The sequence below is a fragment of the Sneathiella aquimaris genome (assembly GCF_026409565.1).
GTDB lineage: Bacteria > Pseudomonadota > Alphaproteobacteria > Sneathiellales > Sneathiellaceae > Sneathiella > Sneathiella aquimaris.
The window spans coordinates 527,316-551,241 of the sequence record NZ_CP112881.1 but is presented as its reverse complement, the minus strand read 5'-3'; the positions used below and the strand labels follow the sequence as shown (position 1 = coordinate 551,241).

Below are 23,926 nucleotides of genomic sequence, written 5' to 3'. Positions count from 1 at the left end.
GAAAAATCAGGATTAAGCGAGCCAACGCTTACGCCGCCGGTAATGCTTCACATCTTTAAAGCTTTTCCGGCCATCGCCTCCCAGACCAAGATAGAATTCCTTCACATCTTCGTTGTTTGACAAATCGGAAGCGGCCCCATCCATAACCACCCGGCCATTTTCGAGAATGTAGCCATAGTGGGCATATTTCAGTGCGATTGTGGCGTTCTGCTCGGCAACGAGAAAACTCACGCCGGTTTCTTCGTTCAAACGCTTCACAATTTCAAAAATTTCTTCCACCAACTGAGGCGCCAGCCCCATTGATGGCTCATCCAGCAGGATCAGCTTTGGCTTGGCCATCAAGGCGCGGCCCACGGCCACCATCTGCTGCTCACCACCAGAAACATAACCGGCCTGTGAAGTCCGGCGCTCTCTTAGACGCGGGAAATAGTGATATACTTTTTCCAGCTCTTCATTAATGACAGCTCGGCCGCCCTTACGGGTATAGGCACCTGTCAAAAGATTTTCCTCAACGGTCAGATGTTCAAAACAGTGACGGCCTTCCATCACCTGAACAACGCCCTCGGTCACCAGCTCAGCCGGAGATTTTTGCGTAATATCCCGACCTTCATACTCAATGGTGCCTTTCGTAACCTCCCCGCGCTCAGAGCGGAGGAGGTTCGAAATGGCTTTCAAAGAGGTAGTCTTGCCAGCACCGTTAGCACCCAGAATGGAGACAATGCTCCCTTCCGGAACCTCCAGCGAGACCCCTTTCAAGACAAGGATAACATGGTCATAAATGACCTCGATATTATTGACCCTAAGAAGGGGATTGCTTGTCGCATTCATAAGCAAGACTCTCTCTTTAAAACTTAGTCAGACCTTAGCTGCAGGAAACAGCATCAAGACCTTTTTCTTTCAGGTATTTTTCCGCAGACTCTTTCATCGCAGGAATGATCATGTCTTCCATTGGTGTCAAAGTGTCAGAAACTTTGTTCCAACTTTTACCGTCCCACTGCTGAATGTAGAATGAACCACCACCGATGTGGTCAGCGCAGTTAGGCTTCAGAGTTGGCGCCATGCCTTTTACACCGAGTTTTTCTGCAAGTGCATCATCCAGAACGATATTTTCAAGGCCCCAACGAAGGTCTTCTGAAGAAATCGCTTTCTTGCCAGTTTTTTCCTGTGCTTTCAGGATACCCGCATGAATAACGACCTGCGTCAGAACGGCACGGTTGTACAGAGCCTGACCGACATTTTCTTCACCCTTGCCGTTTCCTTTTCCATAAACGTGCTTCATGATTTCCTGGATAACCGGGAAGTCTTTACCAGCAGCACCGAATGCAGCACTTTTGTAACCGATTGCCGCATCACCAGCTGGAACTGTGTCCTGCTCAGCACCGGCCCACCAGTTACCAATGAATTTTTCAGCTGGAAACTTGATTTTCGCGGCTTCTTTAATCGCTGTCTGGTTCATAACACCCCAGCCCCACATGACAATATAGTCAGGCTTCGCACGGCGAATCTGCAACCAAGTTGCTTTCTGTTCAAGACCTGGGAATACGACAGGGTATTCTTTTAGTTTGAAACCGAATTTTTCGGACAGAGATCTAAAGATCGGAATGGATTCTTTACCGTAGGCGATATCAAGATAAACGAGCGCAATCGTTTTATCTTTCATCTTGTCCAGTCCGCCTTCTTCTTTACCCATATATTTCATAATACCGGTGGCCTGGCCCCAGTAGTTTGTCATAAGTGGGAAAACATAAGGAAATGCTGTACCAACACCGGCATCCGCACGACCATAACCCATTGTCAACAGAGGGATTTTGTCAGTCCGTGTACGGTCAGCCAATGCATATGTTACACCTGTTGAATATGGCTGATAGACAAGACCACCACCATTTTTATTCTTTGTCCGTTCGTAACATTCCACACCACGGTCTGTGTTGTAGCCAAACTCACATTCTTCAACAATAACCTTGGCGCCACCTACGCCACCGTCACGTTCATTAATCATCGCCCAGTAATCAACGGCACCGTTCGCTGTTGGAATTCCGCCAGGGGCAAATGGACCCGTACGATAAACCAATTTTGGAAGATACAGTGTATCTTCTGCCAATGCCGGCGCAGGGGCCGCAAATGGTGCCGCAACAACAGCTGCTCCCAAAGCACCAAGTACAAATTTCTTCAAACTCATATCTTTCCTCCCAGAATTTCTCTTGTTGTTTGGTACGGCGTAAGCCGCCAAGAGATAAATTTTCCATCGCTTATAAAAAGCGCCCAGACAACTCTGGCCGCCTTTTGGCAACAGATCAATATGGAAATGGCCAGGATCTCAGTTTTTCCTTACCAATGGTCCATAATCTTGCCAGTCCATGGGGCTCAACAATCAAGAAGAAAATGATCAGAATGCCAAATACCATGAACTCCAAATGCGCCACCATATCAACACCGATTTCCAAGCCGATCATAGGCGGCACGTTATTCAGGAAAATAGGCAGGAGCAGAATAAAAGCCGCTCCGATAAATGACCCAAGAATACTGCCCATACCGCCGATAATCACCATAAAGAGAATGGCAAAAGAACGGTTAATGCCGAAGGCTTCAGGCTCCACTGTTCCCAGATGAACAAACGCCCACAGAGCGCCCGCGACACCACAGAAGAAAGAGCTGACCGCAAAGGCAGACAGTTTCGTTTGCAACGGCTTAAAGCCGATGATTTCCGCCGCAATATCCATATCCCGGATCGCCATCCAGCCGCGGCCAATATGGCTGCGCACCAGATTTTTGGCTGCCATCGCAAGAACGGCAACAAATCCGAGTGTAAACAGATATTTTTCTGCGGGCGTTTCGAAGACATACCCCATGACGTTCAATGGAGGCGCAGTGATAACACCGGACGGGCTATAATTTGTAAACCAGCCCACTTTAATAAACAGCCATTCAATAAAGAATTGAGCCGCCAACGTCGCCACAGCCAGATAGAAGCCCTTAATGCGAAGGCTTGGAATACCAAACATGATACCGACAAGCGCCGCGACTACCCCTGAAAGGAGGATCGTGATGATAAGCGGCAACGTACCTTCGATACTACCGATTGTGATCGTAAAGGTGGCAAATTTGTAAGCGGCAAAGGCCCCTACTGCCATAAATCCACCGGTTCCCAGAGAAATCTGACCCGCATAGCCTGTCAGGATATTCAAACCGATCGCGGCGAGGGCCAGGATCAAAAAGGGAGTCATAATCGCGCCGATGAAATAATCACCTGCAAACAGGGGAATACCGACAAATGCGATCAAAAGGATGATGGCGATACCGATCCGATCCTGAAGGATCGGAAAAACGGCCTGGTCTTCTTTATAGGAGGACTTGAACTGTCCTGCTTCACGATAAAACATTCTGCCTAAACCCTCTCAATAATCTTTTCGCCAAACAGGCCTTGTGGACGGAAAAGAAGAAAGACTAGCGCCAGCATATAGGCAAACCAGTTTTCAATGGCGCCACCAACAAAGGGGCCAAGATAAATTTCTGCAAGTTTTTCACCTGCACCAATGATCAATCCGCCTAAAATTGCCCCGGGGATGGAGGTAAAACCACCCAGCATCAAAACCGGCAAGGCTTTTAGTGCAATGAGACTTAAGCTGAATTGAACACCCAGTTTCGATCCCCACATGATCCCGGCAACCAGACCAACAAGGCCCGCAACCGTCCAAACGATGATCCAGATGTTGCGCAGCGAAATACCAACAGACATTGCCGCCTGGTGATCATCGGCCACCGCACGCAGTGCCCGGCCAATGCGGGTTTTGTTGAAAAAGATCGCAAGCGCCAGAACCAGTGCACCCGCTGTCAAACCAGCAACAAGTTCAAGCTCATCAATAAAAATACCGCCGAAGTCGATTGAACCGTTTGGCAGGCCGATATCCAGCGTCTTGATATCACTTCCCCAAATCGTCTGGCCGAAACCATCGATGAAAAATGTAATACCAATGGTCGCCATGAACAGAATAATCGGCTCCTGATTGACCAGCTTGCCCAAGACAAACTTTTCAACACACCAGGCCAACAGGACCATGACAGCAACCGTCAGAACAAACGCGATGGTCCAATGAACCCCGAGCATTTCCTGAATACCAACAAGGCTCAGGGCTGCGAACAGCATCATGGCGCCTTGGGCAAAATTAAACACGCCAGATGCTTTAAAAATCAAAACAAAGCCAAGGGCGACAAGTGAGTAAAGTGTTCCGGTCAATAATCCGCTGAAAAGAACTTCCAGGAAAAACAGAACATCATCATTAAAAAATTCCATAAGTGTGCTCCTGTATCCTGATTAGTGACCGCCGCCGAGATAGGCGTCGATAACATTTTGGTTGGCGCGAACTTCTTCCGGGACACCGTCTCCGATTTTCCCGCCATAATCCAAAACCATAACCCGATCGGAAATATCCATAACAACACCCATATCATGCTCAATAAGGCAGATTGTGGTGCCAAACTCGTCGTTCACATCCAGAATAAACCGGCACATGTCTTCTTTTTCTTCCAGGTTCATTCCTGCCATCGGTTCATCAAGAAGAAGAAGCTCTGGTTCTGCCGCGAGGGCACGACCAAGTTCCACACGTTTCTGCAAACCATATGGCAGACGCCCAACAGGCGTTTTGCGGATCGCTTCAATTTCCAGAAAATCGATAATATCCTCGACAAAGCGACGATGCTTCATTTCTTCTTTTTCAGCACGTCCCCACCAGATCATGGAGCTGAGCAGGCTGGATTTCATTTTCAGGTTTCGCCCTGTCATGATGTTGTCCAGTGTCGACATGCCTTTAAAAAGTGCCACATTCTGAAAGGTTCGGCCGATCCCCTGAGCCGCAGCTTCATGGGGCTTCATCGCGCTTCGTTTCTGACCCTTATAGGTAATTGTGCCCTGTTGCGGGTGGTAGAAACCGTTGATGCAGTTCAGCATCGACGTTTTGCCCGCTCCGTTTGGTCCAATGATCGCGCGGATCTCACCTTTTCTGATATCAAAGCTAACATCGGAAATGGCACGCACTGCACCGAAGGACAGGCTAATATCCTCTACCGACAGAAGGACATCACCAATTTGTCTTCCTTGTTCTTCCATAACAATACAGTCCCTGAAATTTACGAGGCGGCGCGCATGGCCGGATAGGTTTCGACATTCTGGACTCGGATGTCCGCTTTCAGAACCCCTTTACGACCATCTTCAAAGGTCATCTGAGATTCAATATGAACCTCGCTGACATCCGAGAACAGCGCATCAATAAGGGGACCATACCGCTCAGCGATAATCCGACGCCGAACTTTACGGGTCCGGGTCAATTCTCCATCATCAGCATCCAGTGCTTTAGGCAATATGAGGAAACGACTGATCTGGGCACCGGCAAGTTCACTGTCGATCGCAAGATCCCGGTTCACTTCTTCGATATTTTCCTTGATCATCGCGTAGACTTCTTCGCGGTTGGCAAGATCCATGTAGCTGGCATATGAAATACCGCGACGTTCGGCCCAGTTGCCAACAGCTTCCAAATCAATATTGATGAAAGTGGTTACCGTGTCCTTGTCAGCACCATGGCAGACAGCTTCTGAAATGGCTGGGAAAAACTTGAGTTTATTTTCAAGATACTGAGGGGCAAACAATGTACCATCCTGCAGCTTTCCAACATCCTTCGCCCGGTCAATAATTTTCAATTGACCGTCATCCGTCATGATACCGGCATCGCCCGTGTGAACCCAACCATCGTCCGTTTTTGTCTCTTTGGTGGCTTCATCATTTTTATAATAACCCACAAAGCTGCCCGGACTTTTATACAGAACCTCACCAGAAACCTCATCCAGCTTGATTTCACATCCAGGGGCTGGCGGTCCAACCGTATCAGGCCGCACATCATTATCGCTTTGAATGCAGACATACGCACAGCTTTCCGTCTGACCGTAAAGCTGCTTGAGATTGATACCCAGCGACCGATAGAATTTGAAAACTTCCGGTCCCATCGGCGCACCCGCTGTATAGGCAACGCGGATCTGACTGAAGCCGAGTGTATTTTTAAGCGGCCCATATACCAGGAAGTCACCAACAGTATACAGAAGGCGGTTCATCAGGGAGACCGGCTTTCCTTCCAGAATCTGAACACCGCATTTCTTGGCAACGCCAATGAAATAATGGAACATCTTCTGCTTGATCGCGCTGGCATCCTCGATGCGGATCATCATTTGGGTCAACATGTTTTCAAACACCGCTGGCGGTGCGAAATAATATGTTGGGCCAACTTCCCGAAGGTCTGTCAACACTGTCTCAGCATTTTCAGGGCAATTGACTGAGAAACCAGCGTGGGTCGCCTGCGAGTAAGAAAACAAGTGATCGCCCACCCAAGCCATTGGCAGGTAGGACAGAACCTTGTCTTTCTCTGTCAGGTTTTCAAACTCAACAGAAAGGGCGCCAGCCTGAACCATGTTATCAAAACTCAGCATCACGCCTTTAGGCCGGCCCGTCGTTCCTGATGTATAAAGCAGGGTCGCAATATCCGAACCAACGCCTTTTTCCGTTTCAGCATCATAAAAAGCCGGGTTTTTCTTATCAAACTCCCGCCCCAGATCCTGCACGTCCGTATAAGAGCGCAGATTTTCCTGTTTGTAATGACGCATACCGCGTGTTTCTTTGTAAATGACCTGCTCAATCGCCGGACACTGGTCCAGAATAGACAAAATCTTGTCTACCTGCTCCTGATCTTCGGCGACGACCATTTTCACACCGGAATGTTCAAGCACATACTGAATTTCATCGGCAACACCATCCTGATAGATGGGAACCGGCAAGGCACCAATGGCCTGTGCGGCTGCGAACACCCAGTAAAGCTGCGGACGATTGGATCCAAGAATGGCAACAGCATCGCCGCGCTTAATGCCTAATTCAACCATACCAAGACCCAAAGCCCGGGAGTTGTCATAGACATCCTTCCAGCTATAGGTCTGCCAGATGCCAAATTCTTTTTCACGATAGGCTGGCACGGTCGGGCGTTGCTCGGCATTGCGCCGCAAGAGTTTTGGAAAGGTGTCTAAACCCTGGTCTTTGTTTGTCATAGGCTCCCTGATTCCTTAACAAAAAAGATTTCAAATCATTTTTTATTTAGCTCAGGAGGAGTAGACCCCGCGGCATCATTTGATGCAAAAAACACCACGCCCACGCATACTACGCTGACGGTGCGGACAGTTCCTCCCAGAACCGATATGGTTTTTATCATGTTGTTTTTTGGCTTCTTGATGAACCTTACCAACGTCAATAGTCGAACCGCCTCACCATCGTCAAGAGAAAAACCATAAAAATTGGTAGATTCAAGGATATTTGTTGGTTTTATCAAAAAAAATAGAAATATTAAAAAAAAACAAGCGTTTGTATTAGAAGTAATGTTCAGACAGATACGAACTAAAAAGTAAAATAATAATACATACGTACTGAATTTAAACTATATAGATTATCTTTAACTCTACAAAAACGTATATCCGTATAAATTTATTAATGGTTTTACTTTAAATAGATACACATTTGATTTGTATTATTTTTTGCCGAGCACCAATTTGAACGCTCGTTAGTTTAAGCGGTGGATAACAGTATTACGACGCAGGTGCGAAAAGCGTTCAAAACAGTTCAGATCCGGCATTTTGAACAGAAATGTCGGCCCGCCGACTATTTTTTTCCGAATCTTATAATTGAGGGCCACCTTTTCGAAACATTCCCTTCGCTTCTCGTTCAACAGCAACTGTCCACGCTTCAAAAAATAACAAAGAAAGTGGTAAAATGAACGGAGCCGATATAAGAATAGAGACCTAAATCATGAGATTCTTACCTTTTGGTCTTGAGTATCTGTGAAAATTAAGGCACATACGGGCCGAAAGATTACGGGTGCCAACTCAATCACGTTAATACCTGGCACCTTCCCGTTCCCATTCTGAGCAAGGAGCGAAGCGTTGACAACAACTGGTCACGATAGCCTCAATACACGTCGCACACTCGATGTCGACGGCAAGAAAATCGACTATTACAGCATTCCTGCTGCCGAAGAAGCTGGTCTGGGCGATTTGTCCCGCCTTCCGTTCTCGTTAAAGGTCCTGCTGGAGAACCTGCTGCGTCATGAAGACAGCCGCACTGTTACATCAGAAGATGTCAGCGCGTTGGCTGGTTGGTTGAAAGAGAAAAAAGCAGACCGTGAGATTGCTTACCGTCCTGCCCGCGTTCTTATGCAAGACTTTACAGGCGTTCCTGCCGTTGTTGACTTGGCCGCGATGCGCGATGCCATGGTCAAACTGGGCGGCGATCCGGAAAAAATCAACCCACTTGCACAGTGTGATCTGGTCATCGATCACTCTGTGATGGTTGATAAAGCAGGCTCGCAAAGCGCTTTCAAACAAAATGTTGACCTTGAAATGGAACGGAACGGCGAACGCTATTCTTTCCTTCGCTGGGGTCAAAAAGCATTTGATAATTTCCGTGTTGTTCCTCCTGGAACAGGGATCTGCCATCAGGTAAATCTGGAATATCTTGCACAGACTGTCTGGACGACAAAAGACCAGAACGGTAACGAAGTTGCTTATCCAGATACACTGGTTGGTACGGACAGCCACACAACAATGGTCAACGGCATGGCCGTTCTTGGCTGGGGTGTTGGTGGTATTGAAGCTGAAGCGGTTATGCTGGGTCAGCCGATTTCCATGCTGGTTCCAGAAGTTGTCGGCTTTAAACTGACTGGAAAGCTGAAAGAAGGCACCACGGCAACTGACCTGGTCTTGACCATCACTCAGATGCTTCGCGCCCAAGGCGTTGTTGGTAAGTTCGTTGAATTCTTTGGTCCAGGCCTGGATGAACTGGCACTTGCCGACCGGGCAACCATTTCGAACATGGCACCTGAATACGGGGCAACCTGTGGCTTCTTCCCAATTGATGCAGAAACAATCAACTTCCTGAATTTCACAGCCCGTGATCCGGAACGTGTTAAACTGGTTGAAGCCTATGCAAAAGCACAGGGCATGTGGCGCGATGCCAACACACCTGATCCGGAATTCACAGCGACACTGGAACTGGACATTTCAACAGTTGTTCCAAGTCTGGCGGGACCGAAACGTCCACAGGACCGCGTATTGCTGACAGACGCAGCCTCTTCTTTCAAAACAGCCCTGCCGGTTCTTTCTGGCAACGACGCTGGCATTGAGAAGAAAGTGCCTGTTAAAGGAACGGATTACAGTATTGGGAGTGGTGACGTCATTATCGCCGCCATTACATCCTGCACAAACACATCCAATCCAAGCGTCATGCTGGCTGCGGGTCTGGTTGCCAGAAACGCCATTGCAAAAGGCCTGACAGTTAAACCTTGGGTCAAAACATCTCTGGCTCCTGGCTCAAAAGTGGTCACGGATTATTTAAATCGGGCTGGACTTCAGGACGATCTCGATACACTCGGCTTTAACCTGGTAGGGTACGGCTGCACAACATGTATCGGTAACTCTGGACCGGTTGCAGAGCCAATTGCAGAGGCTATCACTGAAGGAGAACTGGTTGCATGTTCTGTCCTTTCAGGAAACCGTAACTTTGAAGGCCGGGTAAGCCCACATGCTAAAGCCAACTATCTGGCCTCTCCGCCTCTTGTTGTTGCTTATGCAATTGCCGGCTCGCTGAATATTGACATTACAAAAGAAGCGCTTGGCGAAGATAAAGACGGGAACCCGGTTTATCTGAAAGACATCTGGCCAACAAATCAGGAAGTACAGGAAACCGTTCAGGCGGCCCTGACCCGTGATATGTTTGTCGCCCAGTATAGTGATGTCTTTGCAGGCGACGCCGAATGGCAGAGCATAAAAACAGCTGAGGGCCAGACATATACCTGGGACAGTGGCTCAACCTATGTTCAGCATCCTCCGTATTTTGAGGGAATGAAGAAAGAGCCGGGCGATTTCTCAGACATCAACGGCGCGCGTGTTCTTGCATTGCTCGGCGATTCTGTGACAACCGACCATATTTCACCTGCCGGTGCAATTAAAGCGGACAGCCCTGCCGGTGACTACCTGAACGATCATCAGGTCCCGGTCAAAGACTTCAACTCGTTTGGCTCGCGTCGTGGCAACCACGAAGTGATGATGCGCGGTACTTTCGCCAACATTCGCCTGCGGAACGAAGTCGCCCCTGGCACTGAAGGCGGTGTAACCCGCCACATGCCTGACGGCACTCAGCAGTGGATCTATGATGCCTCCATGCAATACCAGAAAGATGGTGTTCCATTGGTGGTGTTTGCCGGTAAAGAATATGGCACAGGCTCAAGCCGTGACTGGGCTGCCAAAGGAACGCGGTTACTCGGTATTAAAGCCGTTGTTGCCGAGAGCTTTGAGCGGATTCACCGGTCCAACCTCGTTGGCATGGGTATTCTGCCCCTCCAGTTCCCGGAAGGCGTGACCCGCAAAACGCTCAATCTGGATGGTTCTGAAAAAGTTGATATCACCGGTATCGCTGACGGAATCAAACCACGGATGGCCGTTCCTTGCACTATCACTCGCGCAGATGGTTCTGTTGAAAAACTGGAACTGCTCTGCCGGATCGATACCGTGGACGAAGTCGACTACTATCGGCATGAAGGTATTCTGCAATATGTTCTGCGGAAACTGTCAGCGTCCTAATCGGACTTGCATCTTTGCAATTAAAACGGCGGTCCTCGGGCCGCCGTTTTTTTGTTCACCGAAGCTTGAATTGCCAGTGAGCACAGTTCCGCTTATTGTCGAGAGCATGAAACAGGCAGCCTATATTTTTTCAGTCGCGTTATTTTTTACCCTGAGCATGACTTCAGCAAGCGCTCTGGATGTCCGACAACCCAAAACAGTCATTGAGCTTTATACGTCTCAAGGGTGTTCATCTTGCCCCCCTGCGGACAAATTGATGGGTGAAATTGTTCAGAAACCAGATGTGCTGGGACTGTCGTTTGCCGTAACCTACTGGGATTATATCGGCTGGAAAGATACCTTTGCCAATTCAGAGAATGATGCTCGCCAGACCCGCTATCGGGATCAGTTTGGCGCCCGGTATGTATATACCCCGCAAATGGTCGTCGCCGGAGCGGACCACTTTGTGGGCTCAAACGCCCATGAACTTGAACAGAACCTCCTCGCTTTCAAAGGACATGCCGAACAAATTAAGCTGACATGGCGCATTGACGGCAACCGTCTTTTTATAAACTTGCCTGACCATTTAAACGGCGCAACCATTTGGCAAGTGGATATCGATCACAAACAAGAGGTTCAGATTGGTCGGGGCGAAAATACCGGAAAGTCCATCACATATCATAATATTGCCCGCCGGACACAGCCATTGGAAAACTGGGATGGCCAACACAAAACAATTGAACTGGATTTGGCGGCACTGATGAATGAAGGACGCGACGGATGTGCTATTTTAATTCAGGAGCGCGGCTTTGGGCCGATCATTGCCGCACTGGAGATTGACCTTTAATCCAGAAGACAACAACGAAAGGCAAGCATGCCCTTGCCTGAGGGTTCCAACACGCGCTATAAACGGGAAAAGAGAAATAAAAACAGGTGCGCATGATGTCCAAAACCCCGTCTCCATTAAAACCGGCCGCTACCGTTCTTCTTGTCCGCGATTGCGACGACATACAGGATAATATCGAGGTTTTTATGGTGGTCCGACATCATCAGATTGATTTTGCGTCGGGTGCTTTGGTTTTTCCTGGCGGGAAAGTGGACGATGCAGATTTAAATCCGGCTCTTTTCGAGCATCTTCCTGCACAACAGGAAACAGAGGATCCGCTCCTCTCGTTCAAAATCGCGTCTATTCGCGAAGCCTTTGAAGAATGCAACATTTTGCTCGCCCGAAACAAAGAAACCCAGGCTCTGATCACACCGGACCGGCTCTCTGGGCTGGTGGATACCTATAGACAGGATATGCAATCGGGAAAGATTGATATTCTGTCCATGGCGAAAGCCGAAAATCTTGAACTTGCAACAGATTTACTGGCGCATTATTCGCACTGGCTGACGCCAACCTTCATGCCAAAGCGTTTCGACACCCATTTCTTCATCGCCAAGGCGCCGCCGGAACAACTGGCTGTTCATGATGGGGAGGAATCTGTTGATTCTGTCTGGATCGGACCAAATGCGGCTTTGCGGGCGGCCAAGGAAAACGAATATACCATCATCTTCCCGACCTTGATGAATATCGAATATCTGACCCGCTATACATCGGCTGACGATGCGATTGCCCGCGCTTCGGAAACCGACACGGTCTCTGTCCTTCCTGAACTGGAAACAACAGAAAAGGGCAAGTTCCTCAATATCCCGGCTGAGGCGGATTACAGCATTACCCGCCGCGCAATTGACCCCATGATGGACCCCGACCGCAAAAAATAATCAGAACAGGCTCAGCACCAACGATAGTCCTTTGAGCAGCCCCGTGATGGTCTCACTTGTTTGTCTGGCCTCCGCAGCCCATTGTTGTATCTCGCGAAATCCTTCTTCTGACGTTTGAAAGTCTGCTGTCAGGGCCACAAACGGATCCGTGCGGGCCGTCATGCGCTGTGTTTGCAAATGCTGTATCTCCAGATAAACTGACTGCTGCGCCTTGAGCAAAGCAAGTTGTTTGTCTCGCGGCAGGCTTGCGATATCCTGTGCGTTCAATTTTTCCTGACAGTTTAACAATATTCGATAGGCTTCTTTATAACTGGTCGGCATAACGGTTCTCATCAGACAATTTTGTAAAATAAACCAACAACTTTTTTTGACGTCCGGATAGCGTCGTAACATAGGCGTAAAACTGTTCGGTTAACGACATTTGGGACATGTGTGATTTTTCCATGGAGCCGCCTGCTTGCGTTTCACCCGCCTCGATTTGAAGACGGGCTGACAACTGAGCATGCGCCTGCAACATAAGAAGTAGGCTTTCCTGAAGGTCGGCGATCAGACTGTCCTGCAAACGGCCAAATTTCTGGATCGCCATTACTTTTCCAACTAAGATCCTGCGCTCATCCCCTATGGCTTTATCATTGGTGCTCAGCAATTGAAGCCGTTGACGCAACGTTCTCAAATTTGCGTCCACCGCTGCTTTCATCAATCCGCGTATGCCGCCCCGGCAAAGCGTCGGCTTTTTGAAATCCAGCTCGCCCAGTAAGGCCGGTGTTGAAAACCGGCACTGCGCTGCCAGGTCAGCCGATGACCCCAAATCTGCAAAAAACAGATAGACCAGCTGACGAATATGAACCTGTGTTTCTTTGGTCAGCTCTGACAACTTTCGAGTTGTCTTTGGCAGGAAGAGGATCTTGGCAAACCCCGTCATCGAAGTTGTAAGCGCTGCGGCCTGAGAGGGATCCAACGAATGGGAAAGATTAAAGTCAGCGGGCTTCAACCTTTCCATAGCGTGATAGGAAGACAGGCCCACCGATAGAATTGTCTCAGGTGTTTCTGTCGATAAAATATTGGAGAGCCGATAGGCATAGAGCCTTAATAGATCCAGAACCTTTTTTCGGGCCAGGCGCGCGGCATCAGACAAAAGCGGCTCAGCAAACAACGAAGGCGATCCACCAAGCGTTAATTGCAAATCGATGCTATCGCTTAAAGACAACTGATGAATGTCTTCGAGCATTTCATATTGAGTGTTAATGAGCACCGACAACAGATCGACTGAGCGACGAAAAGTGTTGGCATCACTGGATAGTTTCGGGCTTACGCCAAGCGCACAGCCTCCGAGCAGCCAAAGCAGGCTTGCGGCAAATACTATTTTTTTCGTCAAGCCTGTCATAGCGATACCTGAAAGATTGATCAGTTATCTCTATGACTGCTGTCAGGGGGAAATAGTGAATTCTAAATTTGAAAAAATCTTAAAGGCGCCCCGTCAAGGCCGCCTTTTAGAAGATCATTCTCACTAAAATCAGAGGCCGGAAGCCATGAAATCAGCCATTCTTTTCGAAAACAGAACAGGGTCTGAGACCGGATCCCCTTCTACGATATAAGCCTGATCCAACAACAGAAGCGCAGCATTGGAGACTTGCGGCGCGGTGCTGTCTTCTTCAATCTTTTCCGCCAGCTTACGGATAAGGGCGTGATCAGGATTAATTTCCAAAATACGCTGAGAAGGCCCTCCGCCCAATTGTTTATGTGCCTTCAGAACCTTTTCCAGATGGATATCCATATCCCCTTCATCAGCAACCAGACAAACCGGACTGTCAGTTAGCCGGGAAGAAGAACGAACATCCTTCACTTTACCATCAAGGGTCTGTTTGAAAGCGGCTATCAGTGTTGAAAGATTTGGCGACGGTTCTTTCTTGTCGTCCGTATCCTCATCACTGTCCTTACCTTTCATTTTATCCAGTTCAGCAGAACCCCGCGTGACTGATCTGAATTCCTTGCCATCAAACTGGCTATGACGGCTGAGCCAGAAGCTATCAACGGGATCACTCAAGAGCAATACATCAACATCTTTGGCTTTAAAGCCTTCCAGTTGAGGGCTTTGTTTAAGCGCATCCAGGTCATCCCCTGTGATGTAATAGATGGCGTCCTGCCCCTCTTTCATGCCCGAAACATATTCGTCCAGTGTGACAGCTTTATCCGACCCTGTTGAATTGAAACGCGACAGTTTCAAAAGGCGTTCACCGTTCTCGGTATCTTCGTAGATGCCTTCTTTCAGAACAGCCCCAAAGTTTGACCAGAATTTTGCAAAACCCTCTTCGTCCTTTTTGGCGCGTTTTTCCAGCTCGCCAATCACTTTCTTCACCAGCCCGGACTTGATTTTCATCAATACCGGATTGTTCTGCAGCATTTCACGGCTCACATTCAACGGCAGATCTTCGGAATCCACCACGCCTTTAAGAAATCGCAAATAGGCCGGAATCAGTTCTTCGCACTCGTCCGTAATGAAGACGCGTTTTACATAAAGTTTAAGGTTCGATTTTCGCTCTGCATTAAACAGATCAAAAGGCGGTTGTTCGGGGATAAACAGCAGCATGCTATATTCGATGATCCCTTCCACCCGACTATGTAAGGTTGCCCAAGGGGTATCAAACGCCTGTCCCACATGATGATAAAATTCCGTATATTGCTCTTCGGTAATTTCTGATTTCGGCCGGGTCCAAAGGGCGCTAGCCGTATTGACCACATCGTCCGCCGCATCAGGCTCATCATCGGCCGATTTCAATATAACCGGAAGCGCGATATGGTCGGCGTAGGTTTTAATAACAGAACGAACGCGCTGCGGCTCCAGAAATTCTGCCGCTTCTTCTTTCAAAAAGAGGGTGATTGTCGTACCACGTACTTCTCTGTCGCTTTCCGCCAGCGTGAACGATCCCTGTCCATCAGAAATCCAGGTATGCGCTTTTTCTTCACCCGCCTTGCGGCTGGTCACTTCCACTTTTTCAGCGACCATGAAAGACGAATAGAACCCGACACCAAATTGACCAATGGCTGTCAGATCCTTGGTTTCGTCGCCGGTTAGCTTTGACATGAAATTCGACGTACCCGAGCGCGCGATGGTTCCAAGATTCTCGATCATCTCCTGATCCGTCATGCCTAGACCATTATCGTCAACAGTCAGCGTACCCGCCGCCTTATCCAGAAAAACTTTTACCCGGAATTTAGGGTCTTCCTTGATCAATTCTGGCTGTGTTAGCGCAAGATATCTTAGGCGATCGCATGCATCCGACGAGTTGGAGATCAGCTCCCTCAGGAAAATTTCCTTTTCGCTGTACAGGGAGTGGGTGACAATGTGCAACAACTTGGCAACTTCGGCCTGAAACTCATGTGTCTGTTCGGTCATTTTTTTCTTTTCTCACAACGATTGAAAGTTCATCCCTCTATATGAAGAGAAGAAACGTTTGGATCAAGTCTTGACCCCAACATTGTAAGGCAATTTTTTTGTTTCCGGGGAAAAATGAAAAGGGTCCACTTCGAGGGGCGCAAAAAATTCGGAGTGGACCCACTTGATCATCAACCGATGTGTGTAGATGGTGTTGATCAGTCACTAACATATATTTATTTGGAATGATCGTTCAAGTAAAAAAAGACGGCAGTGTTATTTTTTTAACCGCCTTCACTTTCAGCTTTCACAAAAGCTGTTCCCATGCGTCCTCCTAAAACAGCAACGACTGCATATGAGGACCATTTATGGAACACGCCATTTTGAAAAACAACGATCCCAAAACTGTAAAACCTCCTCAACCCCTGTACAAACAGGTCAAGGAACTTGTAATCGACAAAATCCTGAAGAACGAATGGCCTCCTTACTCGCAAATTCCCTCGGAACACAGTTTCGTTCGGGACATGAAGATTTCCCGGATGACCATTCACCGGGCACTTCGGGAGTTAACGCAGGAAGGCTATCTGGACCGAATTCAGGGCGTTGGTACTTTCGTTGCTGAATCTCGGCCCAGCAAAGCCGCCAAATCCATCAAGGAAGTAGATATCGCCATTCGTAGTCGCGGAAATATTCACAGCTGTGCAGTTCACTTCTTGCAGGCCGAACCAATCGGCCCGGAAGGCTCATCCCTTTTACACATCCCTGAAGGCCAGACAGTGTATCGCCTATATTGCGTTCACAGGGAAAACAACATGCCTGTTATGCTGGAAGACCGATATGTAAACCCGGAACTGGCACCCGATTTCCTGTCCTTCGACTTTACCGGTCAAACCGCGGACACCTATTTTCGGAAGACCTTTAATCTTTTGTCGGATGATCACAAAATAGAAGCGACCCTGGCAACCCCCGAAGCTGTCCATTTCCTGGAATTGGACCAGGCCGTTCCGTGTTTGCAACACAACCGACGGACTTGGATCGGGAATCAGATTCTTTCTTCTGTACAATATATTTATCCAAGCAATCGACACCAAATTACATGGTAATTTTTTAATCACTTCTCGCTATAGGTGTGTTTCTCTTTGGTTTATTTACCTATACATTTATATCCGTTTATGGTATAAAATCAGTCCATAGCTTAGGAATAGATTTCAGGCATGAAAATATTAATTGCGGATGATCATCCACTGTATCGTATGGCGTTGTCAGGCTTGCTTTCACAATTAGATGCAAAGACCGACATAGTCGACTGTAATGATTTCAACGAGTTGCAGGCTGAGATGCTGAACGCGACTGATTTGCCAGACCTTATTGTCCTCGACATTCAAATGCCGGGTGCGTCATTTCAGGATGCTTTGAAAAAACTGAAACGGGATCATCCCTCCATTCCTGTGGTGATCGTTTCTGCATCTGAAGAAATTGGTGACATGACCCAATCCTTACAATTGGGGGCCGATGGTTACATTCCAAAATCATCAACAAGAGAAGTCCTTGTGAGCGCTATCCGCCTTGTTTTATCAGGCGGTAAATACATTCCTTCACAGGCCTTTAACCTGCCCGACGCAAAAGTCGCCACCAAAACTGGGCATCTTTCAAAACAGGCACCAGAAAAGTCGCATGCGACCCAACACCTGACGCGTCGACAAAAAAATGTTCTGGAACTTATGGCACAAGGGCAGTCAAATAAGGAAATTGCGGCGGGCCTGAACCTGGCCGAAAGCACGGTTAAGGTTCATATTACAGCCATTTTCCGCACTCTGGGTGTCAGCAACCGGACCCAAGCCGTTCTTCACGCGCGCGAGATTGCCTGATCCGATTTACCGATTGAATTATTGAGCTGCCGCAAGGCTAGCAGAGCTGCTTGACAGTGATTTTGCCGCTGTTTTCCCAGCCCCTTGTGCGTTACTTGTATAGAGGTTCTTCAGCGCGTCCGTTACAAGTTCATGGGTGAAATGCGGGTCCATACCCTGATACTTACAGGCAGACAGAACCTGATCAATAATAAATTTGGGCTGATAGCACGCGAGCTCAAAACTGTTTTTGACCTGCAGCTCGTCTATGACAATATCCAAAATCTCTTCCGTCATTTCCAGACCCCGCGACGCTGCCACAATTTTAAAGATGTCAAAATACTGACTTCTATTCGGACCAACGGTTTCGAGTTTGTATGGGATACGACGTAAAAAGGCAGGATCCATCAGGTCATCGGGCGACAGATTGGTTGAGAAGATAACCAGCTCATCAAACGGCAACTGAAAACTTTTACCTGTATGCAATTTCAGAAAATCAATCCGACTTTCCAGTGGCACAATCCAGCGGTTGAGAAGCTCTTCCGGGCTCACAAGCTGGCGGCCAAAGTCATCGATAATAAAGGTACCATTGGAAGCCTTCACATGAAGGGGCGCTTCATAATATTTTGCATGCGCGTTAAAGCTGAGATCCAGCATCTCAAGCGTCAATTCACCACCTGTAATGACGATCGGTCGTTCACACGGAACCCAACGGCCATCGAACTCTTCGCGACGCAAACCACTTTTCGGGAGTTCTTCTGACTCTTTGAGAACAGGGGTATGGATCGCCGGATCAAAAACCTTGATAATCTGGCCATCCACTTCAAAGCAGTAGGGGATATAGATGATATTGGCAAAGATGTCGGCCACCTTTTCGGCAACCGTCGTTTTCCCGTTCCCTGGAGGGCCATATAGAAGGATGCTCTTGCCGGCATTGATACCGGGGCCCAGACGGCGAACGAAATCTTCAGCGATCACGAGCTTTTCAAAACTCTTTTCGATTTTCGATTGCTCGACGCGCTCGTTTGTAATTTTCTGTTGAACAATCCGGTCCTGATAATTTTCCAACGAAACCGGTGCCGGCCCAACATACTGATTCTGCTGAAGCGATTCCAATGCAAACCGGCGCCCAGCTTCCGTCATAACGTAGCGATTTTCAGAAAATGTTGACTGATCGGTTGTCCCCAACGCTTCAAGAAACTTCCTGTCACCGGCTTCCTGTATCAATCGGTTAATCACCGGGACGGGCAACTTGATGGCCGCCGAAAACTCTGATGCGGTTTCAAGGCTGTTCACGTAGATCGCCTTAAACATTATGCGCAGCAAATTCGCCGATTGAATTCCTGTGTCGGAAATAGTTTTGGGCGCTTGCGGTGCTTCATAGATTATTTTGTCGAGCTGATCCTGGCTTAAGACACCAAGCGCAACAAGGTTGTCTCCCAGACGTCCACCATTTTCTTTTTGTCTGTGGGATGCAAGTTCTATATCCGCCGCTGTAACAAGGCCATGAGCCAACAACAGATCACCGATCAGCATTTTCTACTCTCCATTATGGAATATACACCGGGGAAATAGGCTTTAAATTCCCTGCCAAGAGTATCGCGCCTTTTCGTTAACGCTGGGTTAGGAAATAGAGAAATTTTAATACAATCAGCAATTCAACGCCCCGCATCCCGCATTTTTACGGATAAAGGGCCCATAAAAAGCATATTCGATTTCCGCCCGTGACGTGATTGTGTAAACTGCTAAACAACAACAACCCATTTTGCCGATAGGGATTATCATGAGCCGTTATAAAGCCCTTCTTTCTGTCTATTCTCAAGATCGTGTTGGCCTTATCTCACACGTTACAGGACATCTTTTTGACAGGGGGGTCAATCTGGGCGATACGACATTTGCGATTTTGGGAAAAGGTGGTGAATTTACCAGTATCCTTGAAATTCCAAATGACCTGAGCGAACAGGATCTGTCGGATGGTCTTCATTCTGTTACTGGTCTCGAAGATGCCGAGATCGACATAAAACGGTTTAGCATTCGAAATTCGGAAACGCCGCCGAAAGAAATCACCCACCGTATCAAATGTGAAGGAGAAGATCAGCCCGGCTTACTGGCCCGGCTTTCTGAAGTCTTCATCAATTTTGATTCCAACATCGTGCGATTAAAATCTGATCAGATGGAAACCCCAAGCGGGAACCGCTTTATAACCCGCTTTTCTGTTAACATTCCGAAAGAACGCGCTGACAATTGTCTGGCGGCCCTTGGCAATACCGCAGAAGGGCTGGGCCAATCTCTCTCGTTTGAAGCGGTAAAAAGATAAAGGGAGACGCGTCTAAGCCCGCCTCCCAATAAACTTTGAATTTTACGCTGAGCGAACACTCTTAAGGAACAAGGCGACCTGTTCGTTCAGTTCCTGAGATTGTTCTGCCAGACTGTTGGATTGCTCCAGCATATGACCTGCCGAGCTTCCGGTTTCCTGTGATGACCGGGTGACGTTCGAGATATTCGTCGTCACTTCATTGGTTCCAGAAGAGGCCTCACCGGCACTCCGAGTAATTTCGTCAGTCGACGCGGACTGTTCTTCAATCGCCGCAGCGATCGCCGCGGAAATCTCGTCCATCTGACCAATGGTCGTCGAGATATTCTGAATAGCATCAACAGATTGCTGTGTTGCACCCTGAATACCGCTGATCTGGCTTGAAATTTCCTCAGTTGCCCGCGCTGTTTGCGATGCCAGGTTTTTAACCTCGCTTGCAACAACCGCGAAACCTTTACCCGCGTCACCGGCTCTGGCAGCCTCGATGGTTGCGTTCAACGCCAGCAGGTTCGTCTGCTCGGCAATGTCCGTAATCAAGGCGACCACCTCACCAATTTTCTGAGAAGAGTTTACAAGGAACTGAATTTGTTCATGGGTATCTTCCGCCTGCTTTACGGCATCACCAGCAACACGTGTCGACTGGTTCACCTGCTGACTGATTTCGCGAATGGAACTGGACATCTCTTCAGCGGCAGACGCCACAGTTTGCACATTGCTAGAGGCCAGTTCTGCCGCACTCAATGCGCCAGAGGTTTGCAGGTTGCTCTCTTCTACAGTGTTCAACATCTGTTGTGAAGAAGACTGCATATCTTTTGCGGCCTCGGCAACTGTTGAGGCAATGGTCCCAACAGAGGCTTCAAATTCAGACGCCAACTTAAGCAGGTTTTCGCGATTTTCGTTTTCCTGACGCTCTTTTTCCGCGACAGCTTCCATTTCCCGGCGCTGTTTCTCTTCCGCTTCCTGAGCCTCGCGTTCACGCTGTGCAGCTGCGTTTTTCTCAGCTTCGGTCCGCAAGCGTTCTGCCTCAATCGCATTGTCCTTGAAGATAGACATCGCTTTGGCCATTTCACCGATTTCATCTTTTGTATCAGAGGACGGTACTTCCGCATCAAGCTTGCCGTTGGCAAGTTCGTTCATCGCGGTAGTCATTTTCCGAATTGGGTTCGCAATACCATTTCCGATAACGAAGGCCAACGCCAACCCGATCGCGATGGCACCAAGGACACACAATCCGATGATCATATATGTACTTGTAACTGCCGCTTCACTGGCTTGCTGCCGCTCCAGCATTTGATCACGTTCGACCTGCTGGAATTCGTTCATAACCGTGCGGAACTCGCTGAAATATTTTTGTCCACGCGCCTGACCAACAAGGTCGGCCATATCATCCATGGTTTTTGCATCACCAATCCGGGCGCGCAAAGCAATCGTCACATCTGCAACATCTTTTTGCCAACCCGTCATTGTTTTTTCAGCCGCTTCCAGAAGAGAAAGCTGACTGGCGTCCTCTTTCATTCGGCTTTTCAGCTCTGAAACCGCTGCTTTAAACGCAACAGCGCCGTCTTTATATGGTTGCAGGAACCCATCCTGACCCGACAGCAGATACCCCCGCATGCCTGTTTCCATATCAACCGCAGCAAGCAAAGTTGTTTCAATCTTTGTGATCAGTGAGTAGGTTTCAGAAACCTTCTGTTCGTTCACGATCATTGTAACCAGGCCCGCTTCGACTTTTTGTTCAGCCGCCAGTGCATCTGATTTTCTGTAATGTACACGTTCAGTTTCTTTTTGAGAAATAGCCCCCAGCGCATTTTTGAACGCTTCCAGTTTATCCGCAGCTACATTTGCGCCAATAAAACCATTAAGTTGAATCAGGTTTTTCGTGCCATTATCGACGCCTTCTCTCAGGGCAATCGCTGGCTTCACTGCTGTTTCGACCCACTCGTAAATAAATTCGTCAGCTTCAACAACCTTCTTTACATGTTCCGGGTCTTCTTCAACAACAAGTCCAAGCACCTCAAGTTCAGCAAACATGATATCTTCGGCTTGTTGATAATCTTCCTTGAACTTTTCGTTCCCGCCGATCAGATATCCCCGTAATCCGGACTGCATTTGCGTAATGTAGTTCTCGATACGCGAAACAGCGGTCAGTATTGATTGCGTATACTCAACCGCCGCTGCGGCTTCTTTCACAACAGCAAACTGCTGTTTCACAGCGTCTTTCGCTTCAGAAAACTCTGCATTACGTGTGGCTAGCCGGTCCTGCTCAATTTTAATCAGTTCGGAAAGCTGCTTTCTGAATTTTTCGAAATACACCTTCCCTTTGGCTTGGCCAACCAGTTTCGCCATATCGTTCATAGTCGGGGCGTCACCAATTTGACGGCGCAGCTCAATGGTCGGTTCGGTCACATCTTTCTGCCAATTGCGGAGAATTTCTTCCGCTTTTTCAAGACGCGCGAGTTGGTCTGGGTTGCTTGTTTGAAACGCCTTGAGTTCTTCGATTAAAGCATAGGTTTCTGTTTCACCGTTTTTATAAGGAGTGAGGAAGTCTTCCTGACCGGCAAGGAGATACCCGCGCATGCCTGTTTCCATATTCACGGCGGAAGAAACAATCGCGGATGCCTTGGCTTCTGTTGTCCGCGACTCGTCCAAGCGTTTGTTGGTGGAGACCATGGAGTCAATATCCACGACGGCAACTACGCCGACAACCATCAACAAAACAAGCGGTAAACAGATCCCCAGGAGAATCTTACTTTTGGTTTTCAAGTTGGAAAACTTTGCCATTACAGCATTATTTTTACGTTTTTTTTCCGTTGAAAAACCGAGCTTTTTCTTTGCCATGGTTCCCACAATCCTCTTTTTCACCATGTCCAGAAGATACCGTCTGGAAGCATTTTATTTATGGTTCAGCGCAACAACCCACATGCCAAACCCCCTTTTTTGATTTGGAAAAAGAGTGCCTCGAAAAAATTAACATGTACTTAAACATGATAATTTTCTCACGTATTTTAAAATTCTATATTTATTTCAAAGACTTAATTTTTATAAATTTCATAAAATGCCACGCATTGCACTCAATCTTGCTGGCCGTTATGATAATCTGAACAAGAATAACAAAGGGACAGAACCTACCAGGTGGCCCCCTGCCAAGGCTTTTCCAAGCTGTAAACTGGGGCTTGCCGGGAACGTTTCTGCATAAAAAATGACTGAGTTCCAAACACTGAATTATTCAACCGCCAACAGGATTGCCGAGATTACGCTGGATCGACCGCCCCTCAACCTGATCGACGACATCCTCACACACGAATATCTTGCCGCCCTTGACCTTGCCGATGCCGATGAAAATGTGCGTGTCATCATCCTGAAAGGAGAAGGGCGTGGTCTTTCAGGGGGAGTTGATCTCAAATTCCTCGAAAGCTTTGGCCCCACTGAAATGAAGGACTTTCTCAGCCTTTTTTATATCAAAACCGTTGAGCGAGTGCGTGCGCTATCAAAACCCATCATATGCGCCGTTCAGGGATATGCCCGAGAAGGCGCCTGCACACTGGCCTTTGCCTGTGATATGATTATTGCATCAGATGATGCCGATTTCGGGTATCCCGGCGTCCCTAATCTGGCGGCTCCGCCGGGCATGCATGTTTGGCACCTGCAAAAGTTAATTGGCCGCATGAAAGCCGCGGAACTGATCTTGACAGGGGATCCCATGCCTGCCGCTCAAGCCGATCAGCTCGGCTTGATCACGCGGATGGTGCCGAGGGAAGACCTGTATTCCGAGACCCGGGCGCTGGCGGAAAAATTGGCCAAATTATCTCCCATCGGGCTCAAATCCGCTCGCGAACTGATGTATCGGGTAGAAGATATGGCGTTTAAACAGGTTCCGCCAACAGCACTGGACGCAATGGCCGTGGCCTTTGCTTCTGAAGACAGCCGGGAAGCCCGCAAAGCCTATATCGAAAAAAGAGCGCCCGTTTGGAAAGGGCGCTAATCAGCGCC

The 23,926-nt window shown here is 48.2% G+C and carries 18 protein-coding genes; 7 read left to right on the top strand and 11 right to left on the bottom strand.

Going from position 1 to position 23,926, the window contains the following annotated elements:
- Positions 1–12: 12 nt before the first annotated feature.
- The 6 genes from OIR97_RS02460 to OIR97_RS02435 all read right to left on the bottom strand — a co-directional run bounded on the left by OIR97_RS02460 (position 13) and on the right by OIR97_RS02435 (position 7,080).
- Positions 13–828, bottom strand: coding sequence for an ABC transporter ATP-binding protein (locus OIR97_RS02460; protein WP_169544127.1), 816 nt, complete (start codon positions 826–828; stop codon positions 13–15).
- A 34-nt stretch (positions 829–862) separates the two neighbouring features.
- The gene (locus tag OIR97_RS02455) at positions 863–2,179 is read right to left on the bottom strand and encodes an ABC transporter substrate-binding protein (RefSeq protein WP_169544126.1); all 1,317 of its coding nucleotides are present in this window, start codon (positions 2,177–2,179) and stop codon (positions 863–865) included.
- A gap of 115 nt (positions 2,180–2,294) precedes the next feature.
- Positions 2,295–3,380 (bottom strand): branched-chain amino acid ABC transporter permease, encoded by a 1,086-nt coding sequence (locus OIR97_RS02450; RefSeq protein ID WP_169544125.1) that lies wholly within the window; start codon positions 3,378–3,380, stop codon positions 2,295–2,297.
- Positions 3,381–3,385: 5 nt separating this feature from the next.
- Positions 3,386–4,291, bottom strand: a complete 906-nt coding sequence (locus OIR97_RS02445) for a branched-chain amino acid ABC transporter permease (RefSeq protein ID WP_169544124.1) — start codon at positions 4,289–4,291, stop codon at positions 3,386–3,388.
- Positions 4,292–4,312: 21 nt separating this feature from the next.
- Complete coding sequence (locus OIR97_RS02440) at positions 4,313–5,104, bottom strand: ABC transporter ATP-binding protein (protein ID WP_169544123.1); 792 nt, start codon at positions 5,102–5,104, stop codon at positions 4,313–4,315.
- 20 nt (positions 5,105–5,124) lie between these two features.
- Positions 5,125–7,080 (bottom strand): AMP-binding protein, encoded by a 1,956-nt coding sequence (locus OIR97_RS02435; protein WP_169544122.1) that lies wholly within the window; start codon positions 7,078–7,080, stop codon positions 5,125–5,127.
- A gap of 885 nt (positions 7,081–7,965) precedes the next feature.
- Here OIR97_RS02435 and acnA point away from each other — a divergent pair.
- The 3 genes from acnA to OIR97_RS02420 all read left to right on the top strand — a co-directional run bounded on the left by acnA (position 7,966) and on the right by OIR97_RS02420 (position 12,402).
- A complete protein-coding gene (acnA, locus tag OIR97_RS02430; RefSeq protein WP_169544121.1) occupies positions 7,966–10,659 on the top strand; it encodes an aconitate hydratase AcnA in 2,694 nt (897 codons plus the stop codon).
- A gap of 76 nt (positions 10,660–10,735) precedes the next feature.
- Positions 10,736–11,485 (top strand): DUF1223 domain-containing protein, encoded by a 750-nt coding sequence (locus tag OIR97_RS02425; RefSeq protein ID WP_169544120.1) that lies wholly within the window; start codon positions 10,736–10,738, stop codon positions 11,483–11,485.
- A gap of 92 nt (positions 11,486–11,577) precedes the next feature.
- The gene (locus OIR97_RS02420; protein ID WP_267177781.1) at positions 11,578–12,402 is read left to right on the top strand and encodes an NUDIX hydrolase; all 825 of its coding nucleotides are present in this window, start codon (positions 11,578–11,580) and stop codon (positions 12,400–12,402) included.
- On the opposite strand, the gene OIR97_RS02415 is transcribed toward OIR97_RS02420, so the two are convergent.
- The 3 genes from OIR97_RS02415 to htpG all read right to left on the bottom strand — a co-directional run bounded on the left by OIR97_RS02415 (position 12,403) and on the right by htpG (position 15,796).
- A complete protein-coding gene (locus tag OIR97_RS02415; RefSeq protein ID WP_267177780.1) occupies positions 12,403–12,723 on the bottom strand; it encodes a hypothetical protein in 321 nt (106 codons plus the stop codon).
- The gene (locus OIR97_RS02410) at positions 12,707–13,786 is read right to left on the bottom strand and encodes a hypothetical protein (protein WP_267177779.1); all 1,080 of its coding nucleotides are present in this window, start codon (positions 13,784–13,786) and stop codon (positions 12,707–12,709) included. The genes OIR97_RS02415 and OIR97_RS02410 overlap by 17 nt, the downstream gene beginning before the upstream one ends.
- 129 nt (positions 13,787–13,915) lie before the next feature.
- Positions 13,916–15,796, bottom strand: coding sequence for a molecular chaperone HtpG (htpG, locus tag OIR97_RS02405; protein ID WP_169544118.1), 1,881 nt, complete (start codon positions 15,794–15,796; stop codon positions 13,916–13,918).
- Between the two features lie 347 nt (positions 15,797–16,143).
- Between htpG and OIR97_RS02400 the strand changes: the two genes are divergently transcribed.
- Both OIR97_RS02400 and OIR97_RS02395 read left to right on the top strand, forming a co-directional pair.
- A complete protein-coding gene (locus tag OIR97_RS02400; RefSeq protein WP_169544117.1) occupies positions 16,144–16,878 on the top strand; it encodes a UTRA domain-containing protein in 735 nt (244 codons plus the stop codon).
- A gap of 111 nt (positions 16,879–16,989) precedes the next feature.
- A complete protein-coding gene (locus OIR97_RS02395; RefSeq protein WP_169544116.1) occupies positions 16,990–17,643 on the top strand; it encodes a response regulator transcription factor in 654 nt (217 codons plus the stop codon).
- 18 nt (positions 17,644–17,661) lie between these two features.
- Here OIR97_RS02395 and OIR97_RS02390 read toward each other — a convergent pair whose 3' ends face one another.
- The gene (locus OIR97_RS02390) at positions 17,662–19,158 is read right to left on the bottom strand and encodes an ATP-binding protein (protein WP_169544115.1); all 1,497 of its coding nucleotides are present in this window, start codon (positions 19,156–19,158) and stop codon (positions 17,662–17,664) included.
- A 247-nt stretch (positions 19,159–19,405) separates the two neighbouring features.
- On the opposite strand from OIR97_RS02390, the gene OIR97_RS02385 reads away from it, so the two are divergent.
- Positions 19,406–19,939, top strand: coding sequence for a glycine cleavage system protein R (locus tag OIR97_RS02385; protein WP_169544114.1), 534 nt, complete (start codon positions 19,406–19,408; stop codon positions 19,937–19,939).
- A gap of 42 nt (positions 19,940–19,981) precedes the next feature.
- Here OIR97_RS02385 and OIR97_RS02380 read toward each other — a convergent pair whose 3' ends face one another.
- On the bottom strand, positions 19,982–22,774 hold the full coding sequence (locus tag OIR97_RS02380) for a CHASE3 domain-containing protein (RefSeq protein ID WP_169544113.1): 2,793 nt from the start codon (positions 22,772–22,774) through the stop codon (positions 19,982–19,984).
- A gap of 361 nt (positions 22,775–23,135) precedes the next feature.
- Here OIR97_RS02380 and OIR97_RS02375 point away from each other — a divergent pair, with 361 nt between their 5' ends.
- A complete protein-coding gene (locus OIR97_RS02375; protein ID WP_169544112.1) occupies positions 23,136–23,918 on the top strand; it encodes an enoyl-CoA hydratase/isomerase family protein in 783 nt (260 codons plus the stop codon).
- Positions 23,919–23,926: the final 8 nt, after the last annotated feature.